Here is a 22,202-nt window from a genome sequence, read left to right as displayed (position 1 = left end):
CCTTGTGCGCGGAATGCCTGTCTGAAGAGCGATTACGCCTTGTTCAGCGCAATGCCAGCACCGCCGCCCACTGTTCGGCGGTCACCGGCATCACCGACAGCCGGCTGCCTTTCTGCACCAGGGGCAGTTCGGCGAGGGCGGTTTGCTGCTTCAGATAATCCAGGCGCAGCACCTTGGGGAAGGTTTCGACATGGGTGACGTCGACGGCGCTCCAGGCGTTTTTCTCAGCGCTGGCCTTGGGATCGAAATGCGGGTTTTCCGGTTTCAGGGCGGTCGGATCGGGGTAAGCGGCCTCGATGATCCGGCCGATCCCGGCAATGCCCGGTTCGGGGCAGCTGGAGTGATAAAAGAAGAATTGGTCACCCACCGCCATGCTGCGCAGGAAGTTTCGCGCCTGGTAGTTGCGTACACCGTCCCAACGCGCCTGGTTCTTGAGCGCCAGGCCCTCGATCGAGAGTTCTTCCGGTTCGGATTTCATCAGCCAATAGGCCATTTTCTGTGCTCTCCAGAGGGGCGTGGGCAAGTTGTCGGGCGATTTTATGACAAACCGACAGTCGGTTGACGCCAGCATTTGCGTGTCGGTTCACGTTATCGCAGAATGCCGGGATTTTAAGCTTGACGCTGCTGCACGGCCTGTTATGGAAACCGTCGCTGTCATCGTGTGTGATTTGCCTGAGGGGGGCAATCGATGCAACGCAAACCGGATTTACTATGGATTTTGGTTATTTTGTTCGGTTTGGGCGTAGTGACAACCGGTTATGCGCAGAGCCTGTGGGCCAACAAGACCGACGCTCCGGTCGAACTCGCGCAACAGCAGCAGCCTTACAAGCGTTGATTCCTTCCAAGGCGCCGCTCTCTCCTGGTGGCGCCTATTTCGCGAAATACCATTTCTTGTCGGTCACCGTTGCTTGCAGCGGTACATCCCAGCTCGCCTGATCCAGTTTCGCGACTTTCTGACATTCGTGGGCCAGCCCCAGCAGCGTCGGCTTGCGCCAGCTTTTGCGCCGTGCCAGATAGGCCAGGCTGCGATCATAGAAACCGCCGCCCATTCCCAGGCGTCCGCCAGCCTCATCGAAGCCGACCAGCGGCAACAGCACCAGGTCCAGTGCCCAGACCTTGCGTTGCCGGGCCTGGCTCACCCGCGGCTCGGGAATGCGGAAGCGGTTGGGGCGCAGCTTTTCGCCCGGGCGAACGCGCTGAAACACCATCTTGGTCTGTGGCCAGGCATTGAGCACCGGCAGATAAGTCGCCTTGCCCCGACGTTGCGCGGCGCGCAGCAGCGGGCGCGGATCGATTTCACCGTCCATGGGCAGGTAAAGGGAGATATGCCGGGCGCGGCGGAACAGCGGATGCTGCGCCAGTTGCCGATACAGCCCGCGAGAGGCCTGGCGTTGTTCGCTGGCGGTGAGGGCGCGGCGGGCCTTGCGCAGTGTGCTTCGAAGTTGCGGGCGGGAAAGCGGCGCCGGTTCGGTCATGGTCGCTCGGGTCCGGGTCGGGTACGGCAGGACAGCGTATCAAATAACCCGGAAGCCGAAAAAAACGGTGCTGAAAAAAACAATGCCAGCTATTTGCATAGCTGGCATTGGTATGGAATTCAGGCTCCCCGGATGAACCGCTGTCGACTTAGCCCTTGAACCCGAAAGTTCAAGGCGGAAGATGCAGTAGGCGTTAAGGCTTTCCGTCTAGCGGACATGCACACCGGCCCAACGTGCAACTTCCAGGGTAGTGCGAATCGGCTCAGGGACATCGCCAACTGGCAAGCACCCCAGGGAGTGCTGGGGATTATACCGCAACCACCCTCAGGAATCAGCCTTGGTTGTGTCGGTGTCGGTGGCGAGCACCAGATCCACGCGTTCGAGCAGATCGCGCACCTGTTCGCGGGTCGAGCCGCTGGCTTGCACGTCAGGGCGGTCCTGCTTGTGCAGCAGGTCGTGGGTGATATTGAGGGCGGCCATTACCGCGATACGATCGGCGCCAATGACTTTGCCGCTGCTGCGGATCTCACGCATCTTGCCATCCAGGTACCGGGCGGCGCTCACCAGATTGCTACGCTCTTCCTGGGGGCAGATGATCGAATACTCTTTGTCGAGGATCTGCACGGTAACGCTATTGCTTGAACTCATGAGTCTTGCTCCAGGGCCTTGAGGCGCGAAATCATCGATTCGACCTTACGCCGGGCGATTTCGTTTTTTTCAATGAGGTGCGCGCGTTCCTCGCGCCAAGTCTTTTCCTGAGCTAATAAGAGTGCGTTTTGACTCTTTAGTTGCTCGACCCGGTCAATTAGCAGTTCGAGTCTAGCCATCAGCGCTTGCAGATCGGTGTCTTCCATTGGATCCCACTGGATTTGTCTGATGAGTGGCAACTGCCTGGGCAAACGAGTTGACGGCCTCGATGGTCTTGGCGCGTCTGCCGATGCTAGGATACAAGGCCTCCATTCTAGACATTGCGCCGCTTGGCGCCTAGCTGCCCATGCCCATTCAGAATTCCCCGTACAACGCCTTCGCCACCCTGCTCAGCAGCAGCGGTCACCCTGTCTCGCCCGCCGAATTGCATGGCCTGTTGCTGGGTCGCAGCTGCGCCGGCGCCGGCTTCGAAGTCGACGGCTGGCTGATCGACGCCGCCGAACTGCTCGAAGGCGAGCCGCAGGACAATGTTCGCAACGCCTTGATCGGCCTGCAGGAAATGGTCAAGGGCGAGCTGACCAGCGACGACATGACCGTCGTTCTGCTGCTGCCGACCGATGACGCCCCGCTGGCCGAGCGCGCCGCGGCCCTGGGTCAATGGTGCCAGGGTTTCCTCACCGGCTTCGGCCTGAACTCCCGCGACAGCAGCGCCCTGAGCGCCGAGGCCACGGAAGTGTTGCAGGACCTTGCGGCGATTGCCCAGGTACAGGACGCGCTGGAAGAGTCCGACGACGGCGAAAGCGACTACATGGAAGTGATGGAATACCTGCGGGTCGCCCCGCTGCTGCTGTTCACCGAGACCAACAAGACGGTTGAACCGGCCGCCAAGCCTTCTCTGCACTGATCGCTCGATAGGGAAATCCGTCTGCCCATGATCCATATCCCGAAATCGGAATACACCCGCCGCCGCAAGGCGCTCATGGCGCAGATGGAACCCAACAGCATCGCGATCCTGCCGGCTGCCGCCGTGGCGATCCGCAACCGCGACGTCGAGCATGTCTACCGTCAGGACAGCGATTTCCAGTACCTCAGCGGCTTCCCCGAACCCCAGGCGGTGATCGTGCTGATGCCCGGTCGCGAGCATGGCGAGTACATCCTGTTCTGCCGCGAACGTAATGCCGAGCGTGAACTCTGGGACGGCCTGCGGGCTGGCCAGGAGGGTGCGATCCGCGATTACGGCGCCGACGACGCCTTCCCCATCACCGATATCGACGACATCCTGCCGGGCCTTATCGAAGGCCGCGACCGGGTGTATTCGGCCATGGGCAGCAACCCCGAGTTCGATCGCCACCTGATGGAATGGATCAACGTGATCCGCTCCAAGGCGCACCTGGGGGCCCAGCCGCCGAACGAATTCGTTGCCCTGGATCATCTGCTGCACGACATGCGCCTGTATAAATCGGCGGCGGAAGTGAAGGTGATGCGCGAGGCCGCGCGGATTTCCGCCCAGGCCCATATTCGGGCCATGCAGGCCAGCCGCGCCGGTTTGTACGAGTTCAGCCTGGAAGCCGAGCTGGACTACGAGTTCCGTCGGGGCGGGGCGAAGATGCCGGCCTACGGCTCGATTGTCGCCGCCGGGCGCAATAGCTGCATCCTGCATTACCAGCAGAACGACGCGTTGCTCAAGGACGGCGATCTGGTGCTGATCGACGCCGGTTGCGAGATCGATTGTTATGCCAGCGATATCACCCGCACCTGGCCGGTGAACGGCAAGTTTTCCGCCGAGCAGAAGGCGATCTACGAGCTGGTGCTGGCCTCCCAGGAAGCCGCCTTTGCCGAGATCGCGCCGAACAAGCACTGGAACCAGGCTCATGAAGCGACCGTCAGGGTGATCACCGCCGGGCTGGTCAAGCTGGGGCTGCTCGAAGGCGAGGTGGACGAGTTGATCGCCAGCGAAGCCTACAAGGCGTTTTACATGCACCGCGCCGGCCACTGGCTGGGCATGGATGTGCATGATGTCGGCGAGTACAAGGTCGGCGGCGAATGGCGGGTGCTGGAAGTCGGCATGGCCCTGACGGTCGAGCCGGGCATCTACATCGCGCCGGACAATCAGAACGTGGCGAAGAAATGGCGCGGCATTGGCGTGCGCATCGAGGATGACGTGGTGGTAACCAAGCAAGGCTGTGAAATTCTCACCGGTGGCGTGCCGAAGACCGTGGCCGAGATCGAGGCCCTGATGGCCGCCGCACGGAGCCGCGCAGCATGAACCGGGTCAATCTGGCGATCATCGGCGGTGGCCTGGTCGGTGCCAGCCTGGCCCTGGCCTTGCAGGCCGGCGCCAAGGAGCGCGGCTGGAAGATTGTGCTGATCGAGCCGTTCGCTCCGGGCGATAGCTATCAGCCCAGCTACGACGCGCGCTCCTCGGCGCTGTCGTTCGGCGCGCGGCAGATCTATCAACGGCTGGGTGTGTGGCAGGAAATCTCCCGCCGAGCCGAGCCGATCAAACAGATCCATGTCTCCGACCGTGGGCGGTTTTCCACCGCGCGGCTGTCGGCCATGGAGGAGGGCGTTCCCGCCCTGGGTTATGTGGTGGAAAACGCCTGGCTTGGCCAATGCCTCTGGCAGGGGCTGGACAAGGACGTGGTGAGCTGGCGCTGCCCGGCCGAAGTCACCCGCATGGAGCCGCTGGAAGACGGCTACCGCCTGACCCTCAACGATGAAACCAGCCTGGACTGCGAGCTGGCGGTGCTGGCCGACGGCGGTCGCTCCGGGCTGCGCGAGCAACTGGGTATCGGGGTGAAAAAGCGCCCCTACAACCAGAGCGCGCTGATCGCCAATATCACCCCGAGCGAAGCCCATAACGGCATGGCTTTCGAGCGCTTCACCGACGACGGCCCGATGGCCCTGCTGCCGCTGCCGGAGAACCGCTGCGCGCTGGTCTGGACCCGTCTGGGCATGGACGCGCAGCGCCTGGCCGCGCTGGATGAACGCAGTTTCCTCAGCGAATTGCAGGGGATCTTCGGTTATCGCCTGGGCACCCTGAAACAGGTCGGCGCGCGGCATCTTTACCCGCTGTCGCTGGTGGAGGCCGAGGAGCAGGTGCGTCCTCATCTGGTGGTGCTGGGCAACGCGGCCCACAGCCTGCATCCGATTGCCGGGCAGGGTTTCAACCTGTCGTTGCGCGACGCCCAGGCGCTGGCCGATGCCTTGCTGGTCAGCCCGACGCCGCCCGGCGATTTCAGCATCTTGCAGGCCTACCGCGAGCGGCAGCGTCTGGACCAGGACTTGACCGTGGGCTTCTCCGATCAGGTCACCCGCTTGTTCGGCAGCAAGCTGCCGCTGGTGTCCCTGGGACGCAATATCGGGCTGCTGGGCCTGGACCTGCTGCCGCCGGCCAAGCGCTGGTTCGCGCGACAAGCCATGGGCCTGGGTACCCGTCCCGATGCGTGAGTGGTTGAGCCCGCGATCGGGCATGGAAATCCAGCACAGTGTCGGCAGCCAGGTAGCGCGGTTCGACAAAACCCTTTACGTGCGGCTCAAGCCGCAAGCGAGACAGGCTTAAAGCATGGAAATGCGTGCAGATCTGCTGATTGTCGGGGCCGGAATGGTCGGGAGCGCCCTGGCGCTGGCGTTGCAGGACAGCGGCCTGGAAGTGCTGCTGCTCGATGGCAGCCCGCTGAAGGTCAAGCCCTTCGACGACGAAGCACCGTTCGAGCCGCGGGTGAGCGCGTTGTCGGCGGCCAGCCAGCGGATTCTCGAACGCCTGGGTGTCTGGGAAGGGGTAACCCGGCGGCGCAGCAGCCCCTATGCCGAGATGCAGGTCTGGGATGGCAGCGGCACCGGGCAGATTCACTTCTCGGCCGCCAGCGTGCATGCCGAGGCGCTGGGCCACATCGTTGAAAACCGGGTGGTCCAGGACGCGCTGCTGGAGCGCCTGCACAACTGCGACATCGGCCTGTTGGCCAATGCCCGCCTGGAGCAGATGCGCCGTTCCGGCGACGACTGGCTGCTGACCCTGGCCGATGGCCGCAGCCTGCGCGCCCCGCTGGTGATCGCCGCCGATGGCGCCAATTCGGCGGTGCGGCGCCTGACTGGCTGCGCCACCCGCGAATGGGATTACCTGCACCACGCCATCGTGACCAGCGTGCGCTGCGCCGAGCCGCACCAGAGGACCGCCTGGCAGCGTTTCACCGACAACGGCCCGCTGGCGTTCCTGCCGCTGGAGCGCGACGGGCTGCACGATTGGTGCTCGATCGTCTGGTCGACCACGCCCAGCGAGGCCGAACGCCTGATGGCGCTGGACGACAGCGACTTCTGCCGAGAGCTGGAGCGCGCCTTCGAAGGCCGCCTGGGCGCGGTGTTGAGCGCCGATCCGCGGCTCTGCGTGCCGTTGCGCCAGCGTCATGCCAAGCGCTACGTGGCGGAAGGCCTGGCCCTGATCGGCGACGCGGCCCATACCATCCATCCGCTGGCCGGGCAGGGGGTCAACCTGGGCTTCCTCGATGCCGCGGTGCTGGCCGAGGTGCTGCTGCAGGCGGCCAGCCGCGGCGAGCGCCTGGCCGATACCAAGGTGCTCAGCCGTTACGAGCGGCGGCGCATGCCGCACAACCTGGCGCTGATGGCGGCGATGGAAGGCTTCGAACGGCTGTTCCAGGCCGACCCGCTGCCGCTGCGCTGGTTGCGTAACACCGGGCTGAAAATGGTCGACCAGATGCCCGAGGCCAAGGCGCTGTTCGTGCGTCAGGCACTGGGCCTCACCGGGGATTTGCCGGAACTGGCCAAGGCCTGATCTCAATGGCCTCATCGCGAGCAAGCTCGCNTCCCCCTGTAGGAGCGAGCTTGCTCGCGATCGAATCGCCCGGCCAATGCTCCCTCGACGGGTTATGCAACATCTCGTAACGCCTCGGCCGTCGGTTCAGTTTGAGAAGCTAAATAGTAGTCCTTATCATTTACTTCCCTTTGATTTCGAGAGACCGCTCCCATGTTGGCACCGAAGCGTCTACTGACCGCCCTGGCCCTCACCCTCATTGGCGGTACTGTCCAGGCAGCCGACGAGGTGGTGGTCTACTCCTCGCGTATCGACGAGCTGATCAAGCCGGTCTTCGATCTCTACACCCAGAAGACCGGGGTCCAGGTGAAGTTCATCACCGACAAGGAAGCGCCGCTGATGCAGCGGATCAAGGCCGAGGGCGAGAACGCCACCGCCGACCTGCTGCTCACCGTCGATGCCGGCAACCTGTGGCAAGCCGAGCAGATGGGCATCCTGCAGCCGTTCACCTCCAAGGTGATCGACGCCAACATCCCCCTGCAATACCGCGCTGCCTCGCATGCCTGGACCGGCCTGAGCCTGCGGGCGCGGACCATCGCCTATTCCACCGCGCGGGTGAAACCGTCCGACCTGACCACCTACGAAGCCCTGGCTGACAAGCAGTGGGAAGGCCGCCTGTGCCTGCGCACAGCGAAGAAGGTCTACAACCAGTCGCTGACCGCGACCCTGATCGAAACCCACGGCGCGGCGAAAACCGAAGAAATCGTCAAGGGCTGGGTCAACAACCTGTCCACCGACGTGTTCTCCGACGACGTCGCGGTGCTCGAGGCGATCAATGCCGGCCAGTGCGACGTGGGCATCGTCAACACCTACTACTACGGCCGCCTGCACAAGCAGAAGCCGGATCTGCCGGTCAAACTGTTCTGGCCGAACCAGGGTGACCGCGGCGTGCACGTCAACCTGTCGGGCATCGGCCTGACCAAGCACGCACCGCACCCGGAAGCCGCCAAGGCCCTGGTGGAGTGGATGACCACCGCAGAAGCGCAGAAGATCTTCGCCGACGTGAACCAGGAGTTCCCGGCCAACCCGAGCGTGCCGCCGTCCGCCGAAGTGGCCGCCTGGGGCAAGTTCGTGGCTGACACCCTGCCGGTGGAAGTCGCCGGCAAGCGTCAGGCCGAGGCCATTCGCCTGATGGACCGTGCTGGCTGGAACTGATCCGCTGGTTATACTGCGCCCCGCCTTTGCGGGGCGTTTTGTTTATCCGGTTTGCCATCGCCCTTTATTGATCCACCGCGCTTGAGAGTTTCTTGTGGCCCATCCCGCCCAACGCCGCTGGTACCCGCTGGTCTTCGCCGTCGCCGCCCTGGTGCTGCTGCCGCTGAGCGTGCTGCTGCTGTCGTGGCAGGTGGTCGACCAGCAGATCTGGTCGCACCTGTGGGAGACCCAGATGCCGCGTCTGTTGGGCAACACCCTGACCCTGGTGCTGGGCGTCGGTGTGGGCGTGACGCTGCTGGGGGTGAGCCTGGCCTGGCTGACCAGCCTCTGCGAGTTTCCCGGGCGCCGCTGGCTGGATTGGGCGCTGATGCTGCCCTTCGCGATTCCGGCCTATGTGCTGGCCTTTGTCTTCGTCGGCTTGCTGGACTTTTCCGGGCCGGTGCAGACCCTGCTGCGCGAATGGTTCGGCACGGGCCTGCGCTTGCCGCGGGTACGCTCCACCGGCGGGGTGATCCTGGTCCTGGTGCTGGTGTTCTATCCCTATGTGTATCTGCTGGCGCGTACCGCGTTCCTGGCCCAGGGCAAAGGCCTGATGGAAGCTGCGCGGGTGCTTGGGCAGACGCCCTGGCAGGCGTTCTGGCGCGTGGCCCTGCCCATGGCGCGGCCGGCCATCGGCGCCGGTGTGGCCCTGGCGCTGATGGAGACCCTGGCGGATTTCGGCGCGGTGGCGGTGTTTAACTTCGACACCTTCACCACCGCCATCTACAAGACCTGGTACGGCTTCTTCAGCCTGTCCAGCGCCGCGCAGCTGGCCAGCCTGCTGCTGCTGGCGGTGATGCTGGTGCTGTACGGCGAGCGTCGCGCCCGCGGCGCCAGTCGCTCGGGTAACGAGCGGCCGCGGGGCAAGGCGCTGTATCACCTGCATGGCATCAAGGCCCTGGCGGCCACCAGCTGGTGCGCTCTGGTGTTCGCCTGCGCCTTCGTCATCCCAGTGCTGCAACTGCTGGTGTGGTTCTGGCAGCGTGGCCGTTTCGACCTCGACGAGCGTTATGCCGGGCTGATCCTGCACACCCTATACCTGGGCGCCATGGCGGCCCTGATCACGGTCAGCGTGGCCCTGCTGCTGGCGTTCGCCCGACGGCTGGCGCCGACCCGGGCGATCCGTTCCGGCGTCAGCCTGGCCAACCTGGGTTATGCCTTGCCGGGCTCGGTGCTGGCGGTGTCGATCATGCTGGCCTTCAGTTATCTGGACCGCGAGCTGGTGATCCCGCTGTCGGGCTGGCTTGGTGGGGCAGGCAAACCCTTGCTGTTGGGCAGCCTGGCGGCGTTGCTGCTGGCCTATCTGGTGCGTTTTATCGCGGTGGCCTACGGGCCGCTGGAAAGCAGCCTGGCGCGGATCCGCCCCTCGTTGCCGGAAGCGGCGCGCAGCCTGGGGGTCAGCGGACCACGACTGTTTTTCAAAGTGTATCTGCCGCTGTTGCTGCCCGGCACCCTGAGCGCGGCGTTGTTGGTGTTCGTCGATGTGCTCAAGGAAATGCCCGCCACCCTGCTGATGCGCCCGTTCGGCTGGGACACGCTGGCAGTGCGGATCTTCGAGATGACCAGCGAGGGTGAGTGGTCGCGTGCCGCGTTGCCGGCCCTGACCCTGGTCCTGGTGGGATTGCTACCGGTGATTGGCCTGATTCGCCGCTCCGCTCATCGAATCGGTTAGGTGCCAGTGTCACACCTTGCGGCTACAATGCGCGGCACTCGGTGCGGTCGATCTTTCTGATCGGGTCGTTTGAATTGTCTGAGAGCCATCTATTTCAAGGCTTCCAGCTCATACGGCGACCACCCGCACCTTCGCCACGCCCGGAAGGAGAAACCCATGGGACAGCGCACGCCTCTGTATGACCTTCATCTCGCCCTGGGCGCGAAGATGGTCGATTTTGGCGGTTGGGATATGCCTCTGCATTACGGCTCGCAGGTCGAGGAGCACCATCAGGTGCGACGCGATTGCGGGGTTTTCGATGTATCCCACATGACCGTGATCGATGTCGACGGACCCCAGGCCAAGGCCTGGCTCCAGCACCTGCTGGCCAACGACGTCGAGCGCCTGCAAAGCCCCGGCAGGGCCTTGTACAGTGCCATGCTCAACGAGCACGGCGGCATAGTCGACGACATGATCGTCTACCGCACCGACGCCGGTTACCGGCTGGTGGTCAACGCCGCCACCCGTGACCAGGACATGGCCTGGATGCAGGCGCAGCTAGGCGCTTTCCAGGTGCAACTGCACGAACGCTCCGAGCTGGCGATGCTGGCGATCCAGGGGCCCCACGCCCGCCACAAGATCGCCGAGCTGGTGACCCAGTCGCGCGGCACGCTGATCCAGCAACTCAAGCCTTTCGAAGGCCAGGCCGATGGCGACTGGTTCATCGCGCGCACCGGTTACACCGGTGAGGATGGCCTGGAAATCGTCCTGCCGGCCGACCAGGCCCCAGCCTTCTTCAACGATCTGGTGGGCGCCGGTATCTCGCCGATCGGCCTTGGCGCCCGGGACACCCTGCGCCTGGAGGCCGGCATGAACCTGTACGGCCAGGACATTCACCAGGAGGTTTCACCGCTGGTGGCCAACATGGCCTGGAGCATCGCCTGGGAACCGGCGTCGCGTAAGTTCATCGGGCGCACCGCGCTGGAGGCCGAGCGCGCGGGTGGGGTGAAGCACAAACTGGTCGGCCTGGTGCTGGAAGAACGCGGCGTGCTGCGTGCCCACCAGGTGGTCCGCATCGCCGATGTTGGCGAAGGAGAGATCACCAGTGGTAGTTTCTCTCCTACGCTTAGCAAATCGATCGCCCTGGCACGGGTGCCCACGGCTACCGCCGACCGTGCAGAAGTGGAAATCCGTGGCAAGTGGTACCCGGTCCGGGTGGTCAAACCGACCTTCGTGCGTCATGGCAAAACCTTGATCTAACTTATTTCCGGCGGGATCTACCGCTGACATTTCTTCTTGAGGACACAGAACATGAGCGATATCCCTGCTGACCTGCGTTTTGCCGAAAGTCACGAATGGGCCCGTCTGGAAGCCGATGGCACCGTGACCGTGGGCATCAGCGACCACGCTCAGGAAGCCCTGGGCGACGTGGTGTTCGTCGAGCTGACCGAAGTCGGCAATGTGTTTGGCGCTGGCGACCAGGCCGGTGTGGTGGAGTCGGTGAAGGCCGCTTCCGACATCTACGCGCCGGTGGCCGGCGAAGTGATCGCGGTCAATGAAGACCTGAGCGGCAGCCCGGAGCTGCTCAACAGCGACCCGTACGGCGCCTGGATCTTCAAGCTCAAGCCGAGCAATGGCGCTGACCTGGACAAGCTGCTGGACGCAGCCGGTTATAAGGCCGCTATCGGCGAATAATCACTGCCGCGAGCCAAGCTGTTACAAGAGCGCCGTGTTCCCTTATCGGGTATGCGGCGTTTTTCGTTTAAGACAATGCGACAACTCAGGTCACTGGCCTAACGACGAAGCGATCTGGCCAGCAGCACGGCTTTGCTTACCCTGGTATGAAGTTCGGCTATTTCTTCTGTTGTCAGGCTCCGTGTCGGTTCGCCGCTGACCCAGGCGCCCTGGTTGTTGTAGGTGACGGTTTTGGTTTCTCCGTCGTTCACGCTGATGTTGTAAGGGTTGGACAGAGTGCTGGGGATTAACGAGCCCGCTGTCTGGCCTGGGCCGAACCATAATTGAAACTCGTTCTTGGGGGTCATGGTGGCGACACCTATATTCATGCCGCCTGAACAGTTCACCCAGAGATTGAGTCCGGTAGAGTCCAATAATATTTCGCTGGGGTTGGCCGAAAGTTCGTTATTTATTGAAACATCTCCTGGCGTGCCACCATTCTTTGCAGGGCTGAATACGCCGTACTTAGTCAGGGTGGTTATCTGGCCCGTGTTGATGGGCAGGTTTTTTCCTCCCGAAGTAAAGTTGACATCTCCCTCTTGTACGGGCGTGTTTGTGAAATTGACCATGTAAGAGTCATTAGTGATATTGAAGACATTCTTATATTGGTAGGACGGCTGGTTGGGTGCGGCGAAGGGGGGCTTTGCAAACCAGATGACGGTGAAAGTACTGTTTACTTTCTTGGCCAGATAGAGGCTGTAGTTGTTTACCTTTTGGGCAACAAGTTGATCTTCTTCGATATAGACGATGATGGTCTGCTTGCTCATGGCTAATCTCACGTTCATCCCGTGGATGATTTCGGTGCAGAGTCTTGAGTCCTGCTGGCCGGGTTCGACGCCATCAACAAAAAAACCCTGTAGATCGGCGATATACAGGGTTTTCTTGTTTGAGCGACGTTTGCGAGCGAAAGACTGCCAAGGGTATCGCGTGGAGCTCTGCGTCCTTCGCGCAACCGATGCTCGAGCCCGTCCCGCGGACTATGCCGCGATCCCGGCCCTGGCGTGAAGTGCCTTGATTTCAGCGGCGCTCAGGCGTTTGGCCGGTTCGCCGGTCACCCAGGTGCCGCTGTCGGTGTAGGTAATGGTGATGCTGCCGCCATCCTGCAGGGTCACCACATAGGGGTTGGACAGGTTGGTGGCGATCAACGAACCGGTTTCCTGAATGTTGCCGAACCAGACTTGGTATTGGCTTTTTGGTGTCAGCGTCGCAGTACCGATGTTCATGCCGCTCTGGCGATTCACCCAGATGTTATTGCCGTTGGAGTCCAGCAGGATTTGATGTGGATTGCCTTGCAGCTGGTTGTTGATGAGAACGTCCGAGGGGACGCCACCGTTCTTGGCCGGGGTGAACACACCGTTGGCATCGAGGGTGGTGATCTGGCCGGTACTGATCGGCAGGTTCTTGCCGCCGGAGGTGAAGGTGACATCGCCACTGCTGACCGGGTCATTGGTGTAGTTGACCATGAACGACGGAGTGGCGACATCGAAGACGTTTCGGTATTGGTAACTAGGGTTGTTGACGGTGGCAATAGGTCCTTTTGATTGCCAGATGACAGTGAAGTCATTGTTTACTTTCTTGGCCAGATAAAGGCTGTAGTTGTTATTTTTTTGTGCAATCAACTGCTGTTCTTCGATGTACAGGATTATTTGTTGGCTGCTCATTTCTTGAACTCCATTTCGAATAGATTGAAACATGGATTTTGTAACGGTCTTTGCGACTGCGTAGTGGCCTTTTGTCTCAACTGCGCAGCCCTAAGTAAACATAGCATGCGGAAAATTGAACTATAGAACTATTGGCTATTGTCTCTGGTGCTGCCTGTATTACGAAAATTCAATATTTTGAATCGTGCTGGCTTATCATGCGTTTATGTGCGCAGTTAAACAAAGTTCTGTCGGGAGTCTGGTTTTTGGCACAAGGAATCGGGCCGGTGGCGCTGATATATAGCGATTGGCAACTATCTTTATTGCTGAAATAAAAACGCCCAATGCAGGGCATTGAGCGTCTTGGATAGTGCAAGGACCGGCCGTTCAGGGAGCCGGCATCTATTTATGTCTCTTGCAAGACAGCCTTCACCGTCGCTACCGAGCGTTCGACATCGTCCTTGCCCATGGCCGTGAACATCGGCAGCGAGACGATCAGGCGTCCCACCCGCTCCGCCACCGGGAACATCCCGTCCTTGAAACCGCGCTCGCGGTACAGGCTCAGCAAGTGAATCGGCGGGTAGTGATAGCCGATGCCGATCCCGCGTTCCTGCATCTGCTCCATAAAGGTCGCCCGCGCCGGTTTGCCGTCATGCCGCTCCGGCAGTACCAGCTGGAACAGGTGCCAGTTGCTGTTGCTGAAGTCCGCCGGTGGCAGCTGGGCGCCGTAGCGGGCTTCGAAGTCGCTGCCGAAACATTCGAAGTAATGCCGGGCCAGTTCGCGACGGTGCGCGGTGAGGGCTTCGAGGTGGGCGAACTGGCCCAGGCCGATGGCGGCCGCGACGTCGGTCATGTTGAACTTGCCGCCCAGCACATCTACGTCCAGGCCGTCGAAGCCGTGGCGGGTCACGCCCTGCAGGCGGTACTTCTCCGCCAGACGGGCCTCTTCGGCGGTGTTCAGCACCAGGGCGCCGCCCTCGCTGCAGGTGACGTTCTTGTTGGCCTGGAAACTGAAGGACACCAGGTCGCCGCCGGCGCCGATGCGCTCGCTGTTCCAGCTTGAGCCCAGCGCCTGGGCGGCATCTTCCACGACCCGCAGGCCGTGTTTGCGCGCCAGGGCATACAGGCGCGGCATGTCCAGCGGCAGGCCGGCGAGAAACACCGGGATGATGGCCTTGGTCCGTGGCGTGATGGCCGCTTCCACCCGGGCCAGGTCGATGTTGCGGGTAACCGGGTCGATGTCGGCGAACACCGGGGTGGCGCCGACTTCGAGAATCACGTTGGCCGTGGCCACCCAGGAAATCGGCGTGGTGATGACTTCGTCGCCAGGGCCGATGCCGGCGATACGCAGGGCGATTGCCATGGTGCAGGTGCCGGAATTGAAGGTGCGCACCGGGCGCCCGCCGCAGAACTGCGAGAGCTGCGCCTCGAAGGCCTGGACCTTGGGCCCGCTGGTGATCCAGCCCGAACGCAGCACGTCGCCGACGCTGGCGATGGTGGCTTCATCGATGGTGGGTTTGGAGAACGGCAGGAAAGGCAGCTGGCTCATGACGATGGGATACCCGATAAGCAGTGGTCGAGGCAGGGCGGCGGGCCGCGCCGGAGTCGAGCATCATGCTACCGGTTCGCCCGGGGTGCCACACCGTCGGCGTCCGGGATCGGCTGCTATGCTGCTTTGAGCCTGTTCCATCGACGCCGAGCGCCGCCTGAGAGAGAGCCCGCCATGTCCCAGTTGCCGTCCTTGAGCCAGTTACGCGATCCCAATGCCTTTCTGCGGCGTCACCTCGGGCCCGACGCCGCCGAGCAGCAAGCGATGCTCGACAGCCTGGGCCTGGGCAGCCGGGTCGAGCTGATCGAACAGACCGTGCCGCCGGGCATCCGTTTCAACCGCCCGCTGGACCTGCCGCCAGCGCTGGACGAGCAGGCCGCCCTGGCCAAACTGCGCGGTTATGCCGAGCAGAACCAGGTCTGGACCAGCCTGATCGGCATGGGTTACCACGGCACCCTGACCCCCACGGTGATCCTGCGCAACGTGCTGGAAAATCCCGGCTGGTACACCGCCTACACGCCCTACCAACCGGAAATCGCCCAGGGTCGGCTCGAAGCCCTGCTCAACTTCCAGCAACTGACCATCGACCTCACCGGCCTGGAACTGGCCAACGCCTCGCTGCTGGACGAAGCGACGGCCGCCGCCGAGGCCATGGCCCTGGCCAAGCGCGTGGCCAAGTCGAAAAGCAATCTGTTCTTCGTCGACCAGAACTGCCATCCGCAGACCCTCTCGGTGGTGCAGACCCGCGCCGAAGGGTTCGGCTTCGAACTGGTGATCGACACCCTGGACAACCTCAAGCGGCACCAGGTCTTCGGCGCCTTGTTGCAATACCCGGACACTCACGGCGAGATTCGCGACCTGCGGCCGCTGATCGATCACCTGCACGCGCAGCAGGCGCTGGCCTGCGTGGCCGCCGACCTGTTGAGCCTGTTGCTGCTGACGCCGCCGGGCGAGCTGGGGGCCGACGTGGTATTCGGTTCGTCCCAGCGCTTTGGCGTGCCCATGGGCTACGGCGGGCCCCACGCGGCGTTCTTCGCCAGCCGCGAGGAGTACAAGCGGGCGATTCCGGGGCGGATCATCGGCGTGTCCAAGGATGCCCGGGGCAACGTGGCGCTGCGCATGGCCCTGCAGACCCGCGAGCAACATATCCGCCGCGAGAAGGCCAACTCGAACATCTGCACCGCCCAGGTGCTGCTGGCCAATATCGCCAGTTTCTATGCGGTCTATCACGGCCCGGAAGGCCTGAGGCGCATCGCCCAGCGCGTCCATCGCCTGACCTGCATCCTCGCCGCCGGCCTGGAGCGCAAGGGCATCGAGCGGCTGAACCGGCAGTTCTTCGACACCCTGACGCTGGAGGTCGGCGGCAGCCAGACAGCCATCATCGAGAGCGCCAAGGCCGCGCAGATCAATCTGCGGATCCTCGGGCGCGGGCAGCTGGGCCTGAGCCTGGATGAAACCTGTGACGAGAGTACCGTCGCCCGCCTGTTCGATGTGTTCCTCGGCGCCGACCACGGGCTGGACGTGGCGCAACTGGACGCTGAAACCCTGGTCCCGGGGATTCCCCAGGATCTGCTGCGCAGCACGCCTTACCTGAGCCATCCGGTGTTCAACAGCCATCACAGCGAAACCGAGATGCTGCGCTATCTCAAGCAGCTGGAGAACAAGGACCTGGCGCTGAACCAGTCGATGATCCCCCTGGGCTCCTGCACCATGAAGCTCAATGCCAGCAGCGAGATGATCCCCATCACCTGGCCCGGCTTCGCCAACCTGCATCCCTTTGTCCCGCTGGAGCAGGCACTCGGTTATTCGCTGATGATCGAGGAGCTTGAGCGCTGGTTATGCGCGATTACTGGCTTCGATGCGATCTGCATGCAGCCCAACTCCGGGGCCCAGGGCGAGTACGCCGGGCTGCTGGCGATCCGCAAATACCACGAGAGCCGCCAGCAGGGAGAGCGCAATATCTGCCTGATTCCCGCCTCGGCCCACGGCACCAACCCGGCCTCGGCGCAGATGGCCGGCATGCAGGTGGTGATCGTCGATTGCGACGACGCCGGCAACGTCGATCTGCAAGACCTGAAAGACAAGGCCCAGGCCGCGGGCGAACACCTGGCGTGCCTGATGGCCACCTATCCTTCGACCCACGGGGTGTACGAGGAGGGCATCAGCGAGATCTGCGAGGTGATCCACAGCCACGGCGGCCAGGTGTACATGGACGGCGCCAACCTCAACGCCCAGGTCGGGCTGACACGGCCGGCCGACATCGGCGCCGACGTTTCCCACATGAACCTGCACAAGACCTTCTGCATTCCCCACGGTGGCGGTGGCCCGGGCATGGGGCCGATCGGCGTGCGGGAGCACCTGGCGCCGTTCGTGGCCAACCACCCGGTGGTGGCCATCGACGGGCCGCTGCCACAGAACGGCGCGGTCAGCGCGGCGCCCTGGGGCAGCGCGAGCATCCTGCCGATCAGCTGGATGTATATCGCCTTGATGGGGCCGCAGCTGGCGGATGCCAGCGAGGTGGCGATCCTCGCCGCGAACTACCTGGCCGAACACCTGAGCGGGGCCTTTCCGGTGCTCTACAGCGGGCGCAATGGCCGGGTCGCCCACGAATGCATTCTCGACCTGCGGCCGCTCAAGATGCAGACCGGCATCAGCGAAGAGGACGTGGCCAAGCGCCTGATGGACTACGGTTTTCACGCGCCGACCATGTCGTTCCCGGTGCCGGGCACGCTGATGGTGGAGCCCACCGAAAGCGAGTCCAAGGCCGAGCTGGACCGCTTTATCGAGGCCATGCTGAGCATTCGCGCCGAGATCGCCCAGGTCCAGGAGGGCAACTGGCCGGCCGAAGACAACCCGCTCAAGCGTTCGCCCCATACCCTGGCGGACATCGCCGGAGTCTGGGAGCGCCCCTACAGCATCGAGCAGGCGGTGATCCCCAGCCCTCACGCCAGGGCGCACAAGTACTGGCCGACGGTGAACCGGGTCGACAATGTCTACGGCGACCGCAACCTGTTCTGCGCTTGCGTACCGGTGGATGCCTACCGCTGAGCTCGAACGGCGGGCAAAAAAATGCCGCTCTTGTGAGCGGCATTTTTCGTTGCGTCAGCCTGGCTACAGGCTGGTGGTCACTGCTGGGCGATAGCGTTTTTCGCCAGGATGGCGTTGGCCAGCTCCATGTCGGTGGCCTGCAGGCCCGGGTTGTCGGCACGGACTTTCTGCATCGCGGCTTCCAGGTACGGACCGCGGATGTTGCCTTCACTGGCGACGAAGCTGCTGGCGTCATCCTGGGCGGCGACGACCAGCTTGTGATCCTTGGAAGTCAGGTAGGTGGACGCAGTGGTGGCGCCGGTGGAAAGGATGTTACGCCAGAAGCTGTCGGCCATTGCCGAACCTACAGGCAGGGAAAGCAGGGCCAGGGTGGCGACAGCTGTTTTGAGACGCATGGTGGGTGACTCCAACTAGGGGGGAAAACTGAGCCCTTTGATTGGTGTTGGCCCTATTGAGTTCCCTGCTGCTGCAACAAGCTTTTGCCTGCGTGGACGGGGGCTGAACGAGCTCTTCAGGAGCGACCGCGGCACCTCGGTATCGAGTCAATGTGCTGGAACGTCGGGGCGGCATTTGCCACCATGGGCGACTTTCTCGACTGCACGGATGCTGGCCTTGATTCTTGGCGCGATGATCTACGCAACCCTGCTGAGCCTGGTGTTGCTGTCCTTTATTGGACTTCCCTTGCTGCTGATTGCCTTGCTCATTCCGGCCTGCCGACGCCGGATGCGCCGTCAGCCCCTGCACTTCGCTGCGCTTGCAGTGGTCTGTGCAATCTTTGTGGTTTGCACCCTGTGGAAAATCTACAGCGCCGATCAGCTTAGAAAGGCACTCCACCCAGAACTTGAGCAGGACGTACAGCTTGATGGCTTGCCATTGCCCGCAGGTGCCAAGCTGAATCTGGAAACACTTGAACCTCTGGATTCGCAAGGTCAGCCGCAACCTCATGGACTGCGCAGCCTCTATTACGCCAAATTCGCTGCACCACACACCATCAACGGTGTGGAGGTTACAGAGTTGCAGATGTACGGCAGCGGCCCTTTCTCAAAGATGCTGCTGAGCCGTGACCAGGTCGTTGCGGGCTGGCCCTGCGCCGGCGGCACCTGGGTAACGCTGGACATTGCCGACGAGGACCGCTTGCAACCCAGCCGCTGGCGCTTCTCTGCCTGCACCCTGGTGACCGGGGCCGATGTGGCAGGGGTGAAGTGGCCGAGCTCCAGCGAGGTCAGTCAGTACGACGGCAGGTTCAGCATCAACACTATCGGCCTGGCTTCACCTGCGGTGGTTATCCAGGGAATAGCGCTGTCGGACCTGAGCTTGGATCTCGACGAGCGGCTGCAACCCGGACGTTGGAGCGGGCAGCTGGCGCAAGACCTGACCCAGGGTGATTGGCACTACCCCCGCGGCATGAGGGTGCGTCAGGACACGCCGGGTACCCTGATGTTCAGCCCGAGCAAATCGGACTCCGCACAGAACCTGCGCACGGGGGAAACGCTCAACGCTGGGCGCTCGATACAGCAACGCAGGGAGGGCGGCGCGGTGCTGTGGATCAAGCCCAATACCGGGTTGGGCGTCCTCGACTGGTAGCGGGATGGCTCATCGCTGCTCGCTTTGTGGCGTTACCCGCAATATCTCCTCGAGGGTGGTCAGCCCGGCGGCGACTTTCTGCGCTCCGGACAGGCGCAGGCTGCGCATGCCTTCCAAAAAAGCCTGGCGGCGTATGGCGAGCAGGTCGGCGTCGGCGCTGATCAGGGCTTTGAGGCTGTCGCTCAACTGCATGATTTCATACACCCCGGCGCGGCCCCGGTAACCGGTATCGCGACATTCCAGGCAGCCGGTGGCGCCGTGGGCATGGCTGGGCAGTGGCGCCTGCCAGGGTCGGGTCAGGCTTTGCCAGTCGTCTTCGTCCAGGGTCAGCGGGGTCTTGCAGTGTGGGCACAGGGTGCGCACCAGGCGCTGGGCCATGACCCCGAGCAGCGTGGCCTTGATCAGGTAGGGCGCGACGCCTAGTTCCAGCAGGCGGCTGATGGCGCCGGGCGCATCGTTGGTGTGCAGGGTCGACAGCACCAGGTGGCCGGTGAGGGCGGCCTGGATCGCCATTTCCGCGGTTTCCAGGTCGCGGATCTCGCCGATCATGATGATGTCCGGATCCTGGCGCATCAGCGCGCGCACGCCGCTGGCGAAGCTCAGCTCGATGTTGTGCTGGACCTGCATCTGGTTGAACGCCGGCTCGACCATCTCGATCGGGTCCTCGATGGTGCAGAGGTTGACCTCCGGCGTCGCCAGCTTCTTCAGGGTGGTGTACAGGGTGGTGGTCTTGCCCGAGCCGGTGGGGCCGGTGACCAGGATGATGCCGTTGGGCTGGCGGGTCATTTCCTGCCAGCGCCGCAGGTCGTCGCTGGAGAAACCCAACTGGTCGAAATCCTTGAGCAGCACCTCGGGGTCGAAGATGCGCATGACCATTTTCTCGCCGAAGGCGGTGGGCAGGGTCGACAGGCGCAGCTCCACTTCACCGCCTTCCGGGGTCTTGGTCTTGACCCGGCCGTCCTGGGGTTTGCGTTTTTCCGCGACGTTCATCCGGCCCAGGCTTTTCAGGCGGCTGACCACGGCCATGGTGACCTGGGGTGGGAACTGATAGACGTTGTGCAGCACGCCGTCGATGCGAAAACGCACGGTGCCTTGCTCGCGGCGCGGCTCGATGTGGATATCGCTGGCCCGCTGCTGGAAGGCGTACTGGAACAGCCAGTCGACGATGTTGACGATGTGCGCGTCGTTGGCGTCGGGCTCCTGGTCGCTGGCGCCGAGGTTGAGCAGTTGCTCGAAGTTGCCCGGGGCGTGGCTTTTCTGGTCGGCGCTGGCGCCGGTGACCGATTTGGCCAGGCGGAAGAACTCCACAGTCAGGCGCTGGATTTCCACCGGGTTGGCCACCACCCGCTTGATCGGCAGTTTCAGCACGTGGGTCAGGTCGGCTTCCCAGGCGCTGACGTAAGGCTGGGCACTGGCCACCGTGATGGCTTCGGCGTCGATCGACACCGCGAGGATCTTGTGGCGTTGGGCGAAGGCGTAGGACATCAGCGGGGTGACGGCGGCGACGTCGATTTTCAGCGGGTCGATGCGCAGGTACGGCTGGCCTGCCTGCTGCGCCAGCCACAGGGTCAGGCTTTCCAGGTCCAGGCGTTTACCGGGCCGGCGGAGGTCGTCCAGGTGCTGGCTGGCGAGAAACTCCAGCGGGTGCAGCTGACTGTTGGCGGCGTTGCGGCGGGTGGTCAGGGCGTGTTCGGCCGAGTCCTGGCTGATGAATCCCTGGGTGACCAGGTCGCGCAGCAGATCATTGAGATCCAGCCAGCGGTCCTGGGTAACGAGAGGAACGGACATGCGGGCTCCTTGTGAACAATCCGGCAGCAGGCGGGTTAGATGCGCCTCTGACCACGGATTGCCAAGAATAGTCCCGGGATGGCGACCGCCAGTCGCCCAAGCGTTGCAGGGTTTTGCCCGGCGCCTTCAGCCGGCGGCCTGCAGCGGCTCGCGCTCGGCCAGTTGCAGCTGCACCGAACACACGCTGACCAGGTTGCGCAGTTTTTCCGCGATGACCTGGGCGCGATGCCAGCTCAGGCCGTCGAGCAGCACTTCCATCAGCAGCGAACCATCCTGCTGTTGCACCTGGACCTGCTGCGGCAGCAGGGACTGCAGGGCGAAATGATTGAGTACCCGGCACAGCACATCGGCCTCGGCGTCGGTGACCAGTTGGTAATGCACCCGGCAATGGGTGTTGGCGACATTCCACACATCGGCGCGGGAACTGACAGCTTCGAGAGGGGGCATGGGCTTCTCCAGATCAATGGAGAAATTTTTACATTCGGTTGCGGGTATTTCTTATCTAAGATGAAGGTATTTTCGAAACTGTCGAATCATCTGATTCGTATCTATAGGTTATTGAGGAATATCTATGCATAGCGAGCTGGACGCCTACGACCGCCGCATCCTGGCGTTGCTGCAAGAGGACGCTTCGCTGTCCAGCGCGCAGATCGCCGAGCAGGTGGGGCTGTCCCAGTCGCCTTGCTGGCGGCGGATCCAGCGGCTCAAGGAGGAGGGGGTGATCCGTGGCCAGGTGACCTTGCTCGACCGCAAGAAGATCGGCCTCAACACGCAGATCTTCGCCGAGGTCAAACTCAACGCCCACGGCCGTTCCAACTTCACCGAATTCACCGAGGCGATCCGCGGTTTTCCGGAAGTGCTGGAGTGTTATGTGCTGATGGGGGCGGTGGATTTCCTGTTGCGCATCGTCACGGCGGACATCGAGGCGTATGAGCGTTTCTTCTTCGAGAAACTGTCGATGGTGCCGGGGATTCAGGAAGTGAATTCGATCGTGGCGCTGTCGGAGATCAAGTCCACGACGAGTCTGCCCGTTCTGCGTTGACGCGGCTGAGGCTATCGCGAG

At 62.9% G+C, this 22,202-nt stretch carries 22 protein-coding genes and 1 other RNA gene; 12 read left to right on the top strand and 11 right to left on the bottom strand.

The window, feature by feature from the left end; all coding sequences use genetic code 11:
• Positions 1-43 precede the first annotated feature (43 nt).
• Positions 44-493 (bottom strand): EVE domain-containing protein, encoded by a 450-nt coding sequence (locus ACTJKT_RS15675; protein WP_440787707.1) that lies wholly within the window; start codon positions 491-493, stop codon positions 44-46.
• A 195-nt stretch (positions 494-688) separates the two neighbouring features.
• Between ACTJKT_RS15675 and ACTJKT_RS15670 the strand changes: the two genes are divergently transcribed.
• A complete protein-coding gene (locus ACTJKT_RS15670) occupies positions 689-835 on the top strand; it encodes a hypothetical protein (RefSeq protein WP_007926740.1) in 147 nt (48 codons plus the stop codon).
• Positions 836-869: 34 nt separating this feature from the next.
• Here the strand turns inward: ACTJKT_RS15670 and ACTJKT_RS15665 are convergent, their stop codons facing one another.
• The 4 genes from ACTJKT_RS15665 to ACTJKT_RS15650 form a co-directional block, all read right to left on the bottom strand.
• Positions 870-1,475: a 5-formyltetrahydrofolate cyclo-ligase gene (locus tag ACTJKT_RS15665; RefSeq protein ID WP_440787706.1), complete on the bottom strand. Its 606-nt coding sequence runs from the start codon at positions 1,473-1,475 to the stop codon at positions 870-872.
• A gap of 121 nt (positions 1,476-1,596) precedes the next feature.
• A non-coding RNA gene (ssrS, locus tag ACTJKT_RS15660) (6S RNA) lies at positions 1,597-1,775 on the bottom strand.
• 24 nt (positions 1,776-1,799) lie between these two features.
• Complete coding sequence (locus ACTJKT_RS15655; RefSeq protein WP_007926742.1) at positions 1,800-2,123, bottom strand: cell division protein ZapA; 324 nt, start codon at positions 2,121-2,123, stop codon at positions 1,800-1,802.
• Positions 2,120-2,329: a TIGR02449 family protein gene (locus tag ACTJKT_RS15650; protein WP_044466189.1), complete on the bottom strand. Its 210-nt coding sequence runs from the start codon at positions 2,327-2,329 to the stop codon at positions 2,120-2,122. The genes ACTJKT_RS15655 and ACTJKT_RS15650 overlap by 4 nt, the downstream gene beginning before the upstream one ends.
• A gap of 140 nt (positions 2,330-2,469) precedes the next feature.
• Between ACTJKT_RS15650 and ACTJKT_RS15645 the strand changes: the two genes are divergently transcribed.
• The 8 genes from ACTJKT_RS15645 (at position 2,470) to gcvH (ending at position 11,491) form a co-directional block, all read left to right on the top strand.
• The gene (locus ACTJKT_RS15645) at positions 2,470-3,027 is read left to right on the top strand and encodes a YecA/YgfB family protein (RefSeq protein WP_009051406.1); all 558 of its coding nucleotides are present in this window, start codon (positions 2,470-2,472) and stop codon (positions 3,025-3,027) included.
• A 27-nt stretch (positions 3,028-3,054) separates the two neighbouring features.
• A complete protein-coding gene (gene pepP, locus ACTJKT_RS15640; RefSeq protein WP_025807091.1) occupies positions 3,055-4,389 on the top strand; it encodes a Xaa-Pro aminopeptidase in 1,335 nt (444 codons plus the stop codon).
• Positions 4,386-5,573, top strand: coding sequence for a 2-octaprenyl-6-methoxyphenyl hydroxylase (ubiH, locus tag ACTJKT_RS15635; RefSeq protein ID WP_274321429.1), 1,188 nt, complete (start codon positions 4,386-4,388; stop codon positions 5,571-5,573). The genes pepP and ubiH overlap by 4 nt, the downstream gene beginning before the upstream one ends.
• Before the next feature lie 121 nt (positions 5,574-5,694).
• On the top strand, positions 5,695-6,912 hold the full coding sequence (locus ACTJKT_RS15630; protein ID WP_164485825.1) for a 2-octaprenyl-3-methyl-6-methoxy-1,4-benzoquinol hydroxylase: 1,218 nt from the start codon (positions 5,695-5,697) through the stop codon (positions 6,910-6,912).
• A gap of 192 nt (positions 6,913-7,104) precedes the next feature.
• On the top strand, positions 7,105-8,106 hold the full coding sequence (locus tag ACTJKT_RS15625) for an extracellular solute-binding protein (protein ID WP_097306544.1): 1,002 nt from the start codon (positions 7,105-7,107) through the stop codon (positions 8,104-8,106).
• Between the two features lie 94 nt (positions 8,107-8,200).
• On the top strand, positions 8,201-9,817 hold the full coding sequence (locus ACTJKT_RS15620) for an ABC transporter permease (RefSeq protein WP_025807094.1): 1,617 nt from the start codon (positions 8,201-8,203) through the stop codon (positions 9,815-9,817).
• A gap of 156 nt (positions 9,818-9,973) precedes the next feature.
• Complete coding sequence (gene gcvT, locus ACTJKT_RS15615; protein ID WP_440787705.1) at positions 9,974-11,056, top strand: glycine cleavage system aminomethyltransferase GcvT; 1,083 nt, start codon at positions 9,974-9,976, stop codon at positions 11,054-11,056.
• Positions 11,057-11,107: 51 nt separating this feature from the next.
• Positions 11,108-11,491, top strand: coding sequence for a glycine cleavage system protein GcvH (gene gcvH, locus ACTJKT_RS15610; protein WP_440787704.1), 384 nt, complete (start codon positions 11,108-11,110; stop codon positions 11,489-11,491).
• Between the two features lie 98 nt (positions 11,492-11,589).
• Here gcvH and ACTJKT_RS15605 read toward each other — a convergent pair whose 3' ends face one another.
• The 3 genes from ACTJKT_RS15605 to ACTJKT_RS15595 all read right to left on the bottom strand — a co-directional run bounded on the left by ACTJKT_RS15605 (position 11,590) and on the right by ACTJKT_RS15595 (position 14,719).
• Positions 11,590-12,297: a hypothetical protein gene (locus ACTJKT_RS15605; RefSeq protein ID WP_097306767.1), complete on the bottom strand. Its 708-nt coding sequence runs from the start codon at positions 12,295-12,297 to the stop codon at positions 11,590-11,592.
• Positions 12,298-12,507: 210 nt separating this feature from the next.
• Positions 12,508-13,191 (bottom strand): hypothetical protein, encoded by a 684-nt coding sequence (locus ACTJKT_RS15600; RefSeq protein WP_025807098.1) that lies wholly within the window; start codon positions 13,189-13,191, stop codon positions 12,508-12,510.
• 385 nt (positions 13,192-13,576) lie between these two features.
• Complete coding sequence (locus ACTJKT_RS15595; RefSeq protein ID WP_440787703.1) at positions 13,577-14,719, bottom strand: DegT/DnrJ/EryC1/StrS family aminotransferase; 1,143 nt, start codon at positions 14,717-14,719, stop codon at positions 13,577-13,579.
• A gap of 174 nt (positions 14,720-14,893) precedes the next feature.
• On the opposite strand from ACTJKT_RS15595, the gene gcvP reads away from it, so the two are divergent.
• On the top strand, positions 14,894-17,767 hold the full coding sequence (gcvP, locus tag ACTJKT_RS15590) for an aminomethyl-transferring glycine dehydrogenase (protein ID WP_440787702.1): 2,874 nt from the start codon (positions 14,894-14,896) through the stop codon (positions 17,765-17,767).
• Between the two features lie 77 nt (positions 17,768-17,844).
• Here the strand turns inward: gcvP and ACTJKT_RS15585 are convergent, their stop codons facing one another.
• Positions 17,845-18,162: a DUF2388 domain-containing protein gene (locus ACTJKT_RS15585; protein WP_025807104.1), complete on the bottom strand. Its 318-nt coding sequence runs from the start codon at positions 18,160-18,162 to the stop codon at positions 17,845-17,847.
• Between the two features lie 208 nt (positions 18,163-18,370).
• Between ACTJKT_RS15585 and ACTJKT_RS15580 the strand changes: the two genes are divergently transcribed.
• Positions 18,371-19,351, top strand: coding sequence for a hypothetical protein (locus ACTJKT_RS15580; RefSeq protein WP_440787701.1), 981 nt, complete (start codon positions 18,371-18,373; stop codon positions 19,349-19,351).
• A gap of 9 nt (positions 19,352-19,360) precedes the next feature.
• Here the strand turns inward: ACTJKT_RS15580 and ACTJKT_RS15575 are convergent, their stop codons facing one another.
• Together ACTJKT_RS15575 and ACTJKT_RS15570 are read right to left on the bottom strand one after the other, a co-directional pair.
• Positions 19,361-21,139, bottom strand: coding sequence for a GspE/PulE family protein (locus ACTJKT_RS15575; RefSeq protein WP_440787700.1), 1,779 nt, complete (start codon positions 21,137-21,139; stop codon positions 19,361-19,363).
• A 126-nt stretch (positions 21,140-21,265) separates the two neighbouring features.
• The gene (locus ACTJKT_RS15570; RefSeq protein WP_009051391.1) at positions 21,266-21,586 is read right to left on the bottom strand and encodes a hypothetical protein; all 321 of its coding nucleotides are present in this window, start codon (positions 21,584-21,586) and stop codon (positions 21,266-21,268) included.
• A 124-nt stretch (positions 21,587-21,710) separates the two neighbouring features.
• Here ACTJKT_RS15570 and ACTJKT_RS15565 point away from each other — a divergent pair, with 124 nt between their 5' ends.
• On the top strand, positions 21,711-22,181 hold the full coding sequence (locus tag ACTJKT_RS15565; protein ID WP_007928270.1) for an Lrp/AsnC family transcriptional regulator: 471 nt from the start codon (positions 21,711-21,713) through the stop codon (positions 22,179-22,181).
• Positions 22,182-22,202: the final 21 nt, after the last annotated feature.

The organism is Pseudomonas sp. 22526, from assembly GCF_052044735.1.
GTDB lineage: Bacteria > Pseudomonadota > Gammaproteobacteria > Pseudomonadales > Pseudomonadaceae > Aquipseudomonas > Aquipseudomonas piscium.
The sequence above is the reverse complement of the archived record's forward strand: the minus strand, read 5'-3'. Positions and strand labels throughout refer to the sequence as shown.